Source organism: Mobiluncus holmesii ATCC 35242, assembly GCF_000185445.1.
Taxonomy (GTDB): Bacteria; Actinomycetota; Actinomycetes; order Actinomycetales; family Actinomycetaceae; genus Mobiluncus; species Mobiluncus curtisii.
Map to the genome: position 1 here is coordinate 1,193,363 of NZ_GL622346.1, position 13,323 is coordinate 1,206,685.

At 53.7% G+C, this 13,323-nt stretch carries 13 protein-coding genes; 5 read left to right on the top strand and 8 right to left on the bottom strand.

Annotated features, from left to right (window positions below):
• Window positions 1-74 precede the first annotated feature (74 nt).
• The 3 genes from purT to HMPREF0576_RS09400 form a co-directional block, all read right to left on the bottom strand.
• Window positions 75-1,343, bottom strand: coding sequence for a formate-dependent phosphoribosylglycinamide formyltransferase (gene purT, locus HMPREF0576_RS05225; protein ID WP_004010998.1), 1,269 nt, complete (start codon window positions 1,341-1,343; stop codon window positions 75-77).
• 62 nt (window positions 1,344-1,405) lie between these two features.
• Window positions 1,406-1,669 carry a GlsB/YeaQ/YmgE family stress response membrane protein gene (locus HMPREF0576_RS05230; protein ID WP_004007162.1) on the bottom strand — a complete coding sequence of 88 codons (264 nt, stop codon included), beginning with the start codon at window positions 1,667-1,669 and terminating at the stop codon, window positions 1,406-1,408.
• A gap of 47 nt (window positions 1,670-1,716) precedes the next feature.
• Window positions 1,717-1,878 (bottom strand): hypothetical protein, encoded by a 162-nt coding sequence (locus tag HMPREF0576_RS09400; RefSeq protein WP_004007163.1) that lies wholly within the window; start codon window positions 1,876-1,878, stop codon window positions 1,717-1,719.
• Between the two features lie 41 nt (window positions 1,879-1,919).
• On the opposite strand from HMPREF0576_RS09400, the gene HMPREF0576_RS05235 reads away from it, so the two are divergent.
• The gene (locus HMPREF0576_RS05235) at window positions 1,920-3,317 is read left to right on the top strand and encodes a sodium-dependent transporter (RefSeq protein ID WP_036324279.1); all 1,398 of its coding nucleotides are present in this window, start codon (window positions 1,920-1,922) and stop codon (window positions 3,315-3,317) included.
• A gap of 178 nt (window positions 3,318-3,495) precedes the next feature.
• Here the strand turns inward: HMPREF0576_RS05235 and HMPREF0576_RS05240 are convergent, their stop codons facing one another.
• Together HMPREF0576_RS05240 and HMPREF0576_RS09610 are read right to left on the bottom strand one after the other, a co-directional pair.
• Window positions 3,496-4,506 (bottom strand): cation diffusion facilitator family transporter, encoded by a 1,011-nt coding sequence (locus HMPREF0576_RS05240; RefSeq protein ID WP_004011002.1) that lies wholly within the window; start codon window positions 4,504-4,506, stop codon window positions 3,496-3,498.
• A gap of 59 nt (window positions 4,507-4,565) precedes the next feature.
• Entirely contained in the window at window positions 4,566-4,691 is a 126-nt protein-coding gene (locus tag HMPREF0576_RS09610) for a hypothetical protein (RefSeq protein ID WP_281023758.1), read from the bottom strand.
• A gap of 225 nt (window positions 4,692-4,916) precedes the next feature.
• On the opposite strand from HMPREF0576_RS09610, the gene HMPREF0576_RS05245 reads away from it, so the two are divergent.
• Window positions 4,917-6,146, top strand: a complete 1,230-nt coding sequence (locus HMPREF0576_RS05245; protein WP_004011004.1) for a polysaccharide deacetylase family protein — start codon at window positions 4,917-4,919, stop codon at window positions 6,144-6,146.
• A gap of 98 nt (window positions 6,147-6,244) precedes the next feature.
• Here HMPREF0576_RS05245 and HMPREF0576_RS05250 read toward each other — a convergent pair whose 3' ends face one another.
• Both HMPREF0576_RS05250 and HMPREF0576_RS05255 read right to left on the bottom strand, forming a co-directional pair.
• On the bottom strand, window positions 6,245-7,972 hold the full coding sequence (locus tag HMPREF0576_RS05250; protein ID WP_004011005.1) for an ABC transporter ATP-binding protein: 1,728 nt from the start codon (window positions 7,970-7,972) through the stop codon (window positions 6,245-6,247).
• A gap of 6 nt (window positions 7,973-7,978) precedes the next feature.
• A complete protein-coding gene (locus HMPREF0576_RS05255; RefSeq protein ID WP_004011006.1) occupies window positions 7,979-9,715 on the bottom strand; it encodes an ABC transporter ATP-binding protein/permease in 1,737 nt (578 codons plus the stop codon).
• Window positions 9,716-10,058: 343 nt separating this feature from the next.
• Between HMPREF0576_RS05255 and HMPREF0576_RS05260 the strand changes: the two genes are divergently transcribed.
• The 3 genes from HMPREF0576_RS05260 to HMPREF0576_RS05270 are packed head-to-tail and all read left to right on the top strand — an operon-like array spanning window position 10,059 to window position 12,861.
• Entirely contained in the window at window positions 10,059-11,081 is a 1,023-nt protein-coding gene (locus tag HMPREF0576_RS05260; protein ID WP_004011007.1) for a FecCD family ABC transporter permease, read from the top strand.
• Between the two features lie 12 nt (window positions 11,082-11,093).
• Entirely contained in the window at window positions 11,094-12,083 is a 990-nt protein-coding gene (locus HMPREF0576_RS05265) for an ABC transporter substrate-binding protein (RefSeq protein WP_004011008.1), read from the top strand.
• 4 nt (window positions 12,084-12,087) lie between these two features.
• Window positions 12,088-12,861, top strand: a complete 774-nt coding sequence (locus tag HMPREF0576_RS05270; protein ID WP_004011009.1) for an ABC transporter ATP-binding protein — start codon at window positions 12,088-12,090, stop codon at window positions 12,859-12,861.
• Between the two features lie 153 nt (window positions 12,862-13,014).
• Here HMPREF0576_RS05270 and rhuM read toward each other — a convergent pair whose 3' ends face one another.
• Window positions 13,015-13,269, bottom strand: a complete 255-nt coding sequence (rhuM, locus tag HMPREF0576_RS09655) for a RhuM family protein (protein ID WP_425357322.1) — start codon at window positions 13,267-13,269, stop codon at window positions 13,015-13,017.
• Window positions 13,270-13,323 lie beyond the last annotated feature (54 nt).

Below are 13,323 nucleotides of genomic sequence, written 5' to 3' on the forward strand. Positions count from 1 at the left end.
GCTGCCTATGCGCCCGTCATGAAAACACCGCGCACGCTCGCGCTCCCCGCGAAACCCCACCGGAAAAGTCGCGTTCACCCCTCGTGAATGGTGATTTTGCTGATGACCTCGCGGGCTTTCGCGCGCGCCCGGTCGGTATCAGCTCCGACAGCCAGGGCCACCGCCATGCGTCTGCCGACGTGAGCCTCTGGTTTTCCAAAAATTCTCAGCTGCGCATCCGTGCTCGTCCGCAAAGCCGCGTCCACCCCGGTGAAACACGGCGATGCGGATTCAACTGCAGATTTCAAGGGCGCAGATGCGCCCGCGGCGACCTCGGGAAACATGGACGTGTCCACAGGCAGCCCCAAAATCGCCCTGGTGTGCAGATCAAACTCGTTTTGCGGCTGGGTAATCATAGTGACCATGCCGGTGTCGTGAGGGCGCGGGGAAAGCTCCGAGAAGTACACGTCCTCTCCTTTGACAAACATCTCGACCCCAAAAATGCCCAGCATCGGGTTTTCGCCGTCTGCGTTTGCTGACTTGCCGCTCGCTGCGGCCGCCCGTGCGGTATCCTCCGCCAACGCATCGAGGACTTTTTTGGCAATGTTCTGGGCTTTCTTGAGGACTTCCGGGTTCATCGCCTGGGGCTGCCAGGATTCCACGTAATCTCCCGCGGACTGGCGGTGTCCGATGGGTGCGCAAAAACTGGTGCGGACCTGTGTCGGTTCGCTCGGATCCCGGTGGCGTACACTCAACAGGGTGATTTCATAATCAAAAGCGATTTCGCCCTCGACAATGACCCTTCCAGTATCGGCGCGGGCCCCGGAACAGGCTTCTCTCCACGCGGCGGGCAAATCCTCGGCGCGTTCGACACGAGACTGACCGTGCCCCGATGAGGACATAGTGGGCTTTACGAAACAGGGAAACCCGACCTTTGCGGCTCCTTCTTGCAGTGCCGCCAACGAGTCAGCGAAGGCAAAAGGTGAGGTCGGGACTTGCGCCGTCGTGGCTGCCAAAGTGCGGATGCCCTGGCGGTCAAAAGTCAGTTCCACCACTCGTGCGGAGGGAGCTACCCGTGTTCCCTGCCTCGCCGCCGCTACCAATGCACTGGAGGCGAGTTTTTCAACTTCGGGAACAATCAGGTCAGGACGCTCCGACTCAATCACAGCGGCAAGGGCGGTGGTATCGGTCATATCTAACACGCGCTTTGCGGTAGCAACCTGCATCGCTGGCGCCCCCGCGTAAGAATCGCAAGCGATGACGTGGCAACCCAGCCTTTGCAGGGAAATCGTCAGTTCTTTGCCCAGCTCACCCGAGCCAAGCAGCAAGATGCGTACTGGAAAAGTCAGGGGGAAATCACTCATGAAGCTATCCTAGCTTTCCCCACCGTAATTATTTACTGACCTTTTGCCGGCTCACTGCAGTGTTATTTCTTTTTCCCGGTAACACCCATATAAATCCCGATGAGAATCATGGCCACGATAACAGACACAATCCACTGAATCCACTGCACCCCACCATTGGCATTTTGGTAGCCAAACATGCGCACCAGCCAACCGCCGATACCCGCGCCAAGCGCCCCGAGGATGATGGTCCACAAGATACCGATGGGCTGCTTTCCGCGCTTAAAGAGTCTCGCCAAAGCACCAATCACCGCGCCGGTCACAATCATTCCAATGAGCTGTCCCATCAATATTTTCCTTTCATCTCGCCGATTCAGACATAGAATCGACCTATTCAGGCTATCAGCTCGCTCCATAAACCGCAGAACAGCGATTTTGCACGCACCTTCCAACCCAGCACGATGGCAAGACCTCCGCTCACCCCAGCCAATCCCGAGACGGCAGAAATTCCCTGTTTCACCACCCTTTCGACTACGATAAGGAAAAACCTTGGCATAATCACGCCTCACCGGATTTTGAGCTAGATAAGGAAACCTCGTGACAACTCCTCACTCCTCTTCCGAGTCAACCGCGCCCAGCAGCACCGTACCGCCTGTGCCCGGTCACCACGGCGCTCAGACTGTGCACCGCTTCGCTACCCACTGGGGATTCATCCTGGCTTCGGTCGGTTCCGCTGTGGGTATGGCTAATGTGTGGGGCTTCCCCTATAAGCTCGGCAATAATGGCGGGGGCGCTTTCCTGCTTATCTATATTTTCTTTGTCTTGCTGTTCACCTACGTGGGTCTGCCCGCTGAGTTTGCTAACGGGAGGCGTGCTCGTACCGGAACGTTGGGTACTTACCGGTCCGCTTGGGCCACTCGTGGGGATCGGGCAGCCAAGGTCGGAAGTGCGTTGGGCTGGTTACCTTTGGTTGGCTCGCTGTGTATTGCAATCGGTTACGCCGTCATTGTGGCATACGTGTGCAAAGCTCTGTTTGATTCCCTGACCGGAAATCTGATGCAGACTAATACCGAAAAATGGTTTGAAAGTTTTTCAGGAACTGGCTTTTCGGTCGTGCCGTTCCACATCATCGTTGTGGTAGGTACACTGGTTACCCTGTTTCTCGGCGCGAAAAGCATCGAGAAAACCAACCGCATTATGATGCCAGTTTTCTTTGTAATCTTTGTGATTCTGGCGATTCGTGTGGCGCTGATGCCTGGCGTTGTCGAAGGGTATATCTTTATGTTCACCCCGCGCTGGGAGGCACTCATTAACCCTATCGTGTGGGTGTGGGCGATGGGACAAGCGTTCTTTTCCCTCTCCATTACCGGTAGCGGCATGATTGTTTACGGCGCCTACCTGCCTGATGACGAGGACGTGGTGAAAGTTTCGCAGCGTACCGGTTTCTTTGATACTCTCGCGGCTGTAGTGGCAGCACTGGTCATCATTCCCGCATGTTTTGCCTTTAACACCGACGTGGGTGCCGGACCAGGGCTGCTGTTCGTGACCCTGCCCGCCATCATGCAAGATATTCCGCTCGGTCAATTGTTCGCTGTGATTCTGTATGTTGCCATGATTTTTGCCGGGGTTAGCTCACTGCAGAATATGTTTGAAGTCGTGGGTGAATCACTGCTGCACCGTTTCCCACGCCTGAACCGCGTGGCGGTACTGGTTGTCTTGTGCGTGCTCGCTCTCGGGGTGGGCTTGGGCATGGAGGCGATTAGCTCCTGGGGTCCGTGGATGGATTTGGTGTCGATTTACATCATTCCCCTCGGGGCAACCTTGGGCGCAATCACCTGGTTCTGGGTCATGAAAAAGGACGAATTGTTGGAAGCGATTAATCGAGGCGCCGCGCGACCTCGAGGGACTTTCTGGCTATCGGTGGGGCGCTTCATCTACGTACCGGTGGCAGTGATTTTGTGCGCCATCGCTCTCATCGGCAAAGTCGCGTTCTAGAGATGTTAGCTTTTGGGGATATTCTGTCCGCCGCGTTCGCGATGGACAGAATATCGCTCTCACCAATTTAGACGCCACATTTTATTGATTGTCGTAGCCCTAAATTTAGGTTTATAAGCGCCACAAGTTTGGGGTTATAGCGTTCAAATTTTCTCTATTAAGCCAGGTGGGGCGGGATTTAGTGCCAGTTATCGCGGTGCAGTTGGGCGCGTGACGCCGGTTCCAACTGGACGGTGGTGTGGAAAATCGAGATGCCGTGATGATTCTGCAGGCAGTTCTCAATTTCGCTCAAAATCTCGAGACTATGTCCATCATGGAAACATTCATCAGCCAACACTACGTGAGCGCTCAACACCGGCAAATCCGAGGAAACTGCAGAAGCGTGCAGGTCATGTACGGCTAAGACATGCGGCAGCTCCAACAGGTGTGCCCGGACCTGATCCAAATCCAAATCCGGAGGAGTGGATTCCAACAAGATTGCCCCCGCCGGACGCAAAATCATGATGGCACGAGGCACGATAAGCGCAGCAATTACCAGCGCCGTCACGGAATCAATCTGAATCCACCCGGTCAAGCGCATCACCACTGCGCTGATGATAACCGCTACGGAACCGAGGGAATCATTCAAGACCTCCAGGAACGCAGCACGCAGATTCAGGTTATTTTGTCGAGAACTCAACAGGATAGTCAGGCTGATGAGGTTGCCCAGCAGACCAATAATACCCACTGCCAGCAGCGCCTGAGCTTCGATGGTTTCGGGGTGTATCAGGCGTTTAATGGCTTCGATAGACGCAAACACACCGATGCAAATCAGCAGCAGAGACTGCAATGCCGCAGAAATAACTTCCGCGCGCCGCCACCCCCACGTGAGACGATCCGTCGCTGGACGATGCTGCAAACTGGCTGCCACCAGCGCAAAAGTCAGACCCGCACAGTCGGTAAGCATATGCCCCAAATCCACCAGCAGGGTCAAGCTGCCGGTCAGGGCTGCGCCGACAATCTCTGCCAGCAACACCGTGAAAGTCACCGCCAGAGCTGCCCGGAGCTGTCCGCGACCGGCCTCGTGAGAGTGTGTATGAGTGTGAGCGTGAGAGTGGGCATGAGGGTGGGAATGCCCCGCTGAATGCCCGTTAGAACCGCACAACTCGTGAGGATTGCGAGAATCCTGACCTTCTTGATGATGACTCATGAACTACCGTCCTGTGTGTATCTGCGTGAGCAATAACTGCTTACTTAGTCTAACCTAAGTCACAGCGTGTGCTTTTCCCCAATCGGTTGTTTCAGTTCGGAAATCTCAGCGCTGGTGACCCCCCGGTCCTGCTCATTGTTTTCATTCACCATGTCAACACCCCACGAAGCCATGGTCACTGTCACGACACCATTAAGTGCCAAGCTGTAATATACTCCCGCATCTGCAGGTTTTTAGATTCATTCATGAGAACATCTCAACGCCGTAACGGATACAGATTTCGTGACCTCTGGAGAATCTGCCAGACTCATGACCCCTACCCAGATTTCCAAATCCAAAGCGGATGTGGGCGAAATCCGGCAATCGGGGCATGGTTCTTTGGTAAAGTGTTGCTCGTTAGGGGTAGCTAAGTGAGCAAGAAATCTAAGATTTGGATTGCCAGCATCCTGGCAGTCATTTCTGTCGCCGTCGCGGTCGGCGGAATCACCATGTATCTGACTAACAAGTGGGAAGTCGTCATTGCTTTAAAAGGCGATTCCACCAGCACTGTTGAATACGGCAACGCCTGGAAAGACCCCGGCGCCACCGCTTATGGGACCAGCACCCTGTTCACGTTTACTCACGATGACCTCAAGCTACATCGCACCGGCAAAGTCGATACTTCCAAAATCGGCACTTATGAAATCACTTATGCAGCGAAATACCACGGAACCGAGGGCAAAAAGACTCGCAAAGTTATCGTCCGGGATTCCCAGCCACCCGACATCACAATCGACGGTGGGGAAGAAATCAAACTACCTTATGGCATTCCCTGGCAGGACTCCTATTCCGCAACAGATAATGTGGACGGCGATTTGACCGCAAAAGTCCAGGTAGGCGGTCAGGTCAATGTAAACGTGGCGGGGTCATACACACTGCACTATCAAGTCTCTGACTCCAGCGGAAACCTAGGCACGGCAACCCGTCAGGTCACCGTGATGCCGTCTGCTGCCCCTAACGCCGACCCGGCGGCAGGCTTGGACAAAGCTATCTATCTGACTTTCGACGATGGACCTGGTCCGGCGACGGCACACCTGTTGGATATTTTGGCTGATAAAGGCGTGAAAGCAACGTTCTTTGTGACCAATATGATGGGGCACTCCGACCTGATTGGACGCGCCTATCGAGAAGGTCACTCGATAGGAATCCACACCTATACTCACCAGTATTCCCAGATTTACTCTAGCGAAGCTGCTTATTGGGCAGACTTCGACCGCATAGCACAGCTGATTCGCGACCAGACCGGGCAGGACACCAAGATTATGCGGTTCCCCGGAGGCAGCTCCAACACCGTGAGCCGCAACTACACGCCCGGAATCATGAGCCGCCTGACCAAACTCATGGGTGTGAAAGGCTACACCTATTTTGATTGGAACGTAGATAGTGGGGACGCTTCGGGTCACACCAACAGCGCTTCGGTCTTTCAAAAAATTACTGCCGGAGTGCCAGGAAAATCGGTGTCAGTAGTCCTCTGCCACGACACCCATCCCACCACCGTCGACGCCATGCCCCAGGTCATCGACTGGGGCAAGCAAAACGGATATACCTTCCTGCCGCTCGCCCCTGGCAGCTATCCCGCGCACCATCGGGTTGCAAACTAAGGTCATTCGTGGTGTTCACCAGGGCGGTTCGTGGATGCACCAGGGTAGTCACGGGCGTTCACCAGGATGTTCGCGCGGCTATCAGGGGAAAACCTCAGTTAAGTAATCTGTTGCCCCAAAAGCGTTCTGTAGACTGGTTCACGCTTAAGCTGTTCATGGGTTCCTCGTGCGACAACCCGACCATCGTCTAGAACGATGATGTAATCAGCGATGCGGATAGAAGCGAGCCGATGTGCGATAACGATAGTCGTGCGGTCAGCTCTGGCACGTCTGATGTTGGCTGCAATAGATGCTTCCAGGAACGGATCGATGTTGGCTAACGGCTCATCGAGTATGAGCATGTCCGGGTGGCGGAGGAAAGCACGGGCGATGCCGATACGTTGACGTTCCCCGCCAGAGAGAGTGGTGCCTCGGTCGCCGATTCTTGCGTCCAGCCCACCTAGCGCAGTGATTAGCTCACTAATGTCAGCTTCGCTCAGGGCTGCCCAAATATCCTCATCAGAGGCGTGGGGATTAGCTAAAGCTAGGTTGTCGCGGACAGTTCCCGCAAATATGTGGCAGTCTTGTGGAACCAGAGCGAGCCTTTCGCGATATTGGTTTGGTTGATAGGCACGAAGGCTCTTTCCATCAAAACGCAACTCACCTTGCTGCGGGTCAAGGTAGCGCATTGCGAGATTCGCGAGCGTAGTTTTTCCGGCTCCGGATTTACCGACGATGGCGATTGAACGGCAGGGAGTCGCCGTCAGACTCACTTTATGAATGACCGGAGTCTCATCCTGATACGCAAACTCCGCATCGTCAACGACAAGGTGATTTGCTTCTGACTCATGAATAGGGTGATTCGTTTCCGGCAGGGAAGGGATGGGATCCACCGCGTCGAGAATGAGATTGATCCGACGGGCGCACGCGCTGATTTCCCCGACCCGTCCCAACATTCCTACCAGCGTTGTCGCGGGAGTGGGGATTAACCCTGCCAAAACTACCGCTACTGGCAGCAAGGCCGAGTCTATTTTTCCTACCAGCACCCATCCGGTCAGGACTACCAGCAGTATCGTCGAACCTATCGTGGTTACGGTGGTGGAAAAGGCTGATTCCCAAGACTTCCGCATCGTTTGGGAATTTTTCGTATCCTGCACTTGCCGCGTCAAGTCGAGGATAAATTCATTCTGTTTATCCACCATCCCTAAAGAACGTAACTCGCGCTGCCCTTGAATAGAATCCAGTACGGCTACGCGCAGCTGCGCCAGCTGGTTGCGCAGTCTTTTGCCTTGTCTACGCTGAATGGACATCAGAGCGAAAGGAAATGCAATCATGGCTGCGGTTACCACCAGCATTATCAGCCCCAGCGGACCAATCAAAGTCACCAGCACAGCAGTGAATAATGTAGGTGTAAAGATAGCGCAAATCGCGGTGGAAGCCGTGTGTGCGTAAAACCATTCCAGCTGTTCCGCATCGTTCATGGCTGCCGAGGCGACGTCACCGGTGCGCTTTCCCTGCAGTCCCAGGGGGGCGATGCGTTCTATGGCGTTATAAATATGTACCCGCAAAGTATGCAGAATTCGATACGCCACTTCATGCGACCACCAAATCTCAAAAAGCGTACTCGCCGCATGTACCACTACCAGGGTGAACATCACCACGAATAGCAGGTGCAGGGGGGTCGTTGAGTTTAGTATGAATTTCGTCGAAATCCACACTGAACTAACCGCCACGCCCACTACGCTAATTTGTGCAAGCGCGGTCACGATGGTGGCAGCGATGAAAAGCGGGACGCACTCGCGCAACCGCTTCATCAGGACGAGGAAATCACTAAACACCGAGTTCATCGCGGGTTACTCTCCTAACTGCGCACTAATCAATCGTGACCAGGCATTATCTTCCTGGGACAGGGTCCGGGGATTACCCGCGCAAAGCACTTGACCCTCCCCCATTACCACGACATGGTCTGTTTGTTTCGCCGCATCAATCCGATGCGTGACGAGAATTAAAGTTAGATCGGGATAGGCGCGACGGATATTTGCCAGCACAGTTGTTTCCGTCTGGGTGTCGAGTCCAGAGGTTGATTCATCCAGCACCAACAGGGGGCATTGGCGAATGAGAGCTCGGGCAATTGCCAGGCGCTGTTTTTGCCCTCCTGACAGGTTTTTAGCGTGTTCTTCAATATTGAGATTAAGGATGCTGGCGCTCTCCCCCTCCGCATCGTAATCGGGATGCAAGTTTGTGGCGCAAGCCAGGTCGAGTGCCGTCATCATCTCGGTTTCGTTTGCCTTTGGGTTAGCTTCAGAGAGGATTGACCTTACCGTGCCGGGGAAAATAATGGGGTCTTGTGGAACCAAAGTGACCGTGCGGGCAATGTCTAAGCCATCTGCCGGAACACCTCCAATGGTGATGGTGCCACTATCGGGACGGTCGAACCCCATCAATAACCCTAGTGCGGTGGACTTCCCGGCACCCGATAGCCCCACTAATGCGGTGGTTTTTCCCGGAGGGGCAGCGAACGTGACTTTCACAAGTGCCGGTTTTGTGGCGCCCCGATACGTGTAAGAGGTGTTGGTAAAGGCGACGGCGCTACTTTCCGGGACGATTTGGTCAGTGTGAACTTTGACGGGCTGGGCTGAGGTTTGGTCAAATAGCTCGCTCATAGCGGGCAGGGCGGAAATTCCAAAAAAAGCCTCATGCCAACACGAAGATAATGCGGTAAATGGACGAAATAGCTCAATGGATAACAACGTAATCACAAACAGGTTACTGATTGGCATCGCTTCTGAGCGAATCAAAGAGATTGCTATCACCAGTCCGAGGGCAGGACCGAGCACTTTCATCATTCCGGACAGACCTGTCTCTCCCAACGAGAGTCGCAGCTGACCCATGGTTGTCTTCAACAGCTGACTCGATTGCTTCTCTAATTGTTCGCCATGATTTTTCGCTGCCCCGAATGATTTCAAAGTAGGCATTCCCATCATGGCATCTACGAAATCAGCATTGAGATTTTCGTATGCTATCCAATGCGATTGCCCACGGTCAGCCAAGGCTTTATCCCACAACCGCGGAATAGCGACAATAGCAATCCCGCAAGCTAACAGTACTCCCGCGATTACAGGGCTAATACTGGCTATAGCTCCAGTTAGCGCTATCGCAGTTATCGTCGTGACTGCTAATTGGGTGAAATATTTGACAAAATAGGGTTCTATCGCCTCAACCCCGTCAGTGAGCACCGACTGGATTTGCCCCGAACGCCCCAGCCCGCCCCGCATCGGACCGCGCGCATCAAGTTCCTTTAGCAGAGCTTGGCGTAATCGACTTTTTACCACCAAACCGGCTCGATTTTGCAAAATCTGACCTGAGACTTCTAGCATCGGGCGAATTATCAAGAGGATTGCTATAGCAATAATCAATCCCACAATGGTGGGAACGCGTCGGGTATCGAGAAGTTCATTGAATAGCGTCGCGTTGCAAATCGCGGTTGAAATATATATTGCGGAAACCAGGACTCCGACCAAGACGGCAGGGGTCAGCAGCCACACGGACACTCCTGCGGCGCGCATCACTAAACGTTGCTTGGTAAACACGATTGCCTATCTCTCTCCAACTCTAACGATTCCGAGCGCATCCATTACGCTTGCCTTTCTATCAACCCAACCTTACCTTTAAGTATTGCTTAGGTTATGCTAACCTTAGCGTAGCTCACGCAGTTTCTCCTAGACCTCGAGAGACACCACAACGTTTAGAACCAGAGGAGGTTCGGTGGGAAAACCGTTTTCACACCACGCGAGGACAGACCTATTGCCCATCTCCCACTATCGTTTGGGCGTAAACCGCATGTAATCCCCCGACACCATCGGTTACCAGTGTGATTTGCGATGCTGACCAATCGCCTGCATTGCCAATAAATTCGAAGGATATCCACGCAACATGTTGACGAAACACAGGCAACGTCTGATTTTGGGGATTGCACTGATAGTCGCCTTGACCTGCTCCATCGTAGTTGCGGTCATCGTAGGCGCCACCGACGTTTCCTTATCTGCCGCCCTGGAGGGCATCAATGCTACGCTCACGGGACGTGCCACGGATGATGTTGATACTCAAATCATCGGACAAGTGAGGTTCCCCCGAGCGGTTCTCGGGGCAATCGTTGGCGCCGGGTTGGGTACCTGCGGCGTAATCACCCAGTCATTGCTGCGTAATCCCCTCGGGGATCCCTACATTCTGGGTATTTCTTCGGGGGCTTCCACCGGTGCGGCAACTGTGATTGTATTCGGGGCGTCAAGCAGCATCCTTTCCGCACTGGGGATCACCATTGGTGCTTTCTTGGGGGCGCTAATCTCTATCTTCCTGGTGACGCTGCTGGCTTCTGCCGGGGGGAGAATCACTCCTACCCGCATCATTTTTGCCGGTATGGCGGTGACCTATTTCTTTTCTGCGGCAACCAGCCTCATTACTCTCATGGCTAAGACTGCCGCGGGAACCAAATCCGTAATGTTCTGGACTTTAGGATCACTTTCTAACGCAAGCTGGCATGACGTCGCCCTTGCCGGCATTGTGGTAGCGGCTGCAATAACGAGTTTCATGATTTGGGGCAGACGAGTCGACATCCTCAATTTGGGAGACGACGCGGCAATCTCGCTGGGGACCAGTCCACGGATTTATCGAAACCTGTTGTTTCTCATAGTGGCCCTGAGCATCGCTGTATTAGTCTCGCTGACCGGCGCAATCGGGTTCGTCGGACTTGTGGTTCCCCATGTCGCTAAACAACTTGTCGGCTCCTCCACCAGGGCGGCGTTACCTATCGCGGCTCTCTGTGGTGCGTTACTCGTAGTTATTGCAGACACCTGTACCCGCATAGTCATTCGCCCTGCTGAAATACCTATCGGAATTTTGACCGCGCTGGTGGGAACCCCGATGCTGATGGCTTTAATCAAGAAATACTCTAAATAGAAAGGAATATCCATGAATAAAACACAAATCGTTGGTGGCGCACTCGGCGTATGCCTTGCTGCCAGCATGATGGCAGGCTGCTCGGGAGCTCATCACTCCGCCAGCGGTAGCTCTGACGATTCTATAACCATCAAAAATTGTGGTGTTGAAACAACTTTTAAGACTCACCCGCAGAAGGTCGTCTCGATGGGTGTGACCGGTCTCGCCTACCTGTATGCTGCCGGGGCAGAGAAATCCATCATTGGTCGGGCTAATGAATGGGGTGAGGAACCTCCCGCGTGGATTGGAAAGAAAGCCGACCAGATTAAAGTGCTGTCTACGGAATCAATCTCCTTGGAAGGACTTATGAAGCGAAAGCCAGACCTGGCTTACGGTGGCGGATTCAGCTCCGAAAACACTGCCCCGAAATCCGTAGCAGAAAAGGGAATCCCTGCCGTCGTGGACGCGAGCGAGTGCTCCTATTTCTATCCAGATCAGAAAGATGACGAGTCGTTCGACACCATCTTGGGTGAAATTACCCAGCTCGGAAAAGTCATGGGAACTTCCGAAAAAGCTGATGCGACAGTTTCTGAACTCAAATCAAAGCTGGCGCAAATTAGCAAAGAGAAAATTGGTGACGGTCGCAAGGTTTCCTACGCCTACTACTACGGCGAGGACGCTGACCTATTCAGCTACGGCAATAAAGGGGTCATGGGAGAAATCAATAAGACACTTGATTTAACTACTGCCATCGACCCGAACTATCACCCGCACCAAGGTCCAATCGCGCCTGAGGCATTTGTTAAATCCGATCCCGATGTCATTGTCTTGCTCACGGGTATGGGTGGCGCCACCAAAGAAAGTTCGCTGGCACGACTGGAAAAGATTCCCGGCTTCAAAGACATGAAAGCCGTCAAAAATGGCAACATTATCTACGCTGAATCAGCAGTCGCATACGCCTCTCCCACGGCAATTTACGGAACGTTCGAACTGGCTGACCAGTTGAAAAAACTAGAGAAGTAAACAGATGATTGATTTTCCCCTCAAGATAGAAAATGCGAGCGTTCGCTTCGGCGAGAAGTTCGTCCTCAACCAAGTGTCCTTTGATGTCCCGCCCGGACAAATCTTGGGCATTGCGGGACCTAATGGTTCTGGGAAAACTACCCTGATGAGGACCATGTTCGCAGCGCAAAAGCTATCTGAGGGGAGAATCGTCCTCAATGGTCAGGATCTGGACAAGCTCCGCCCCGGTCAAGTCGCCAGGCGTATCGCGGTCGTCTCCCAGTTCGAGCCTGACATGGAAAGAACTCGCGTCATCGACGTAGTGTTACTCGGGCGCGCCCCACATCTTCGTGATGTACAGGGCTATTGTGCAGCTGACCATGAGATTGCGCAGGAGTCGCTTAGTGCGGTCGGCATGAATTACGCACCAGACCGTTACATCGACACGCTTTCCGGCGGGGAACGCCAACGCGTGCTCATCGCGCGCGCACTCGCTCAACAGTGCAAATGCATCCTCTTAGATGAACCCACCAACCATCTGGATGTGAAATATCAGCACCAAATTTTGAGCATTATTAAAACCGTGAGTGATACTGCGGTCATCATTTTGCACGACCTCAATCTCGTCGCTCGATACTGCGACCAGGCAATTATCATCAAAGACGGGCAGCTTTACACCAAAGGCGCTCCCAAAGAAATCCTCACCCCCGAGCTCATTCATGAAGTCTATGGAGTCACCGCGACCGAGGTCGACGAGGAAGGCACCAAACAGTTCACGTTCAAGCCTTGCCTAGGATAAATCCTGGCAGAGACGGTAAATAACCGCGCTGCTGGGTGCAAAGATTGCGCCGGCAGGCGGGAGCTGAAGTACGAGCCGGACGCGAGACTGTTGCACAAGTCACGTGCGGGGCTTGGGGTTGGGTGAATGCCGCGACCTTATGGGGTTTCTCCTCTACTCATCGCGGTGGCTGCGAACCTTCAAGGATTTGGCAGCGAACTTGTCGAAGTCGGACCGATAGCTGGCGTTTTGGGCAAAATCGGAAGTCATCTGGCGGAACTGGGTGGCGCGAATGGAGTTCACGCGGTAGCCGACCGAGATAATCGCGTCCAGGTTGTAGTGCTGAATCTGCCGCGCGACCTGGCGTGAGCCTTCTTGGCGAACTATTGGAAAAATTCCAATAGTTGCTTCTTCAGTCAGTGTTGTAATGCTTCGTCACATATGATTTACCATCACTGGCAGTTATCCGGAATTTCCGGATAA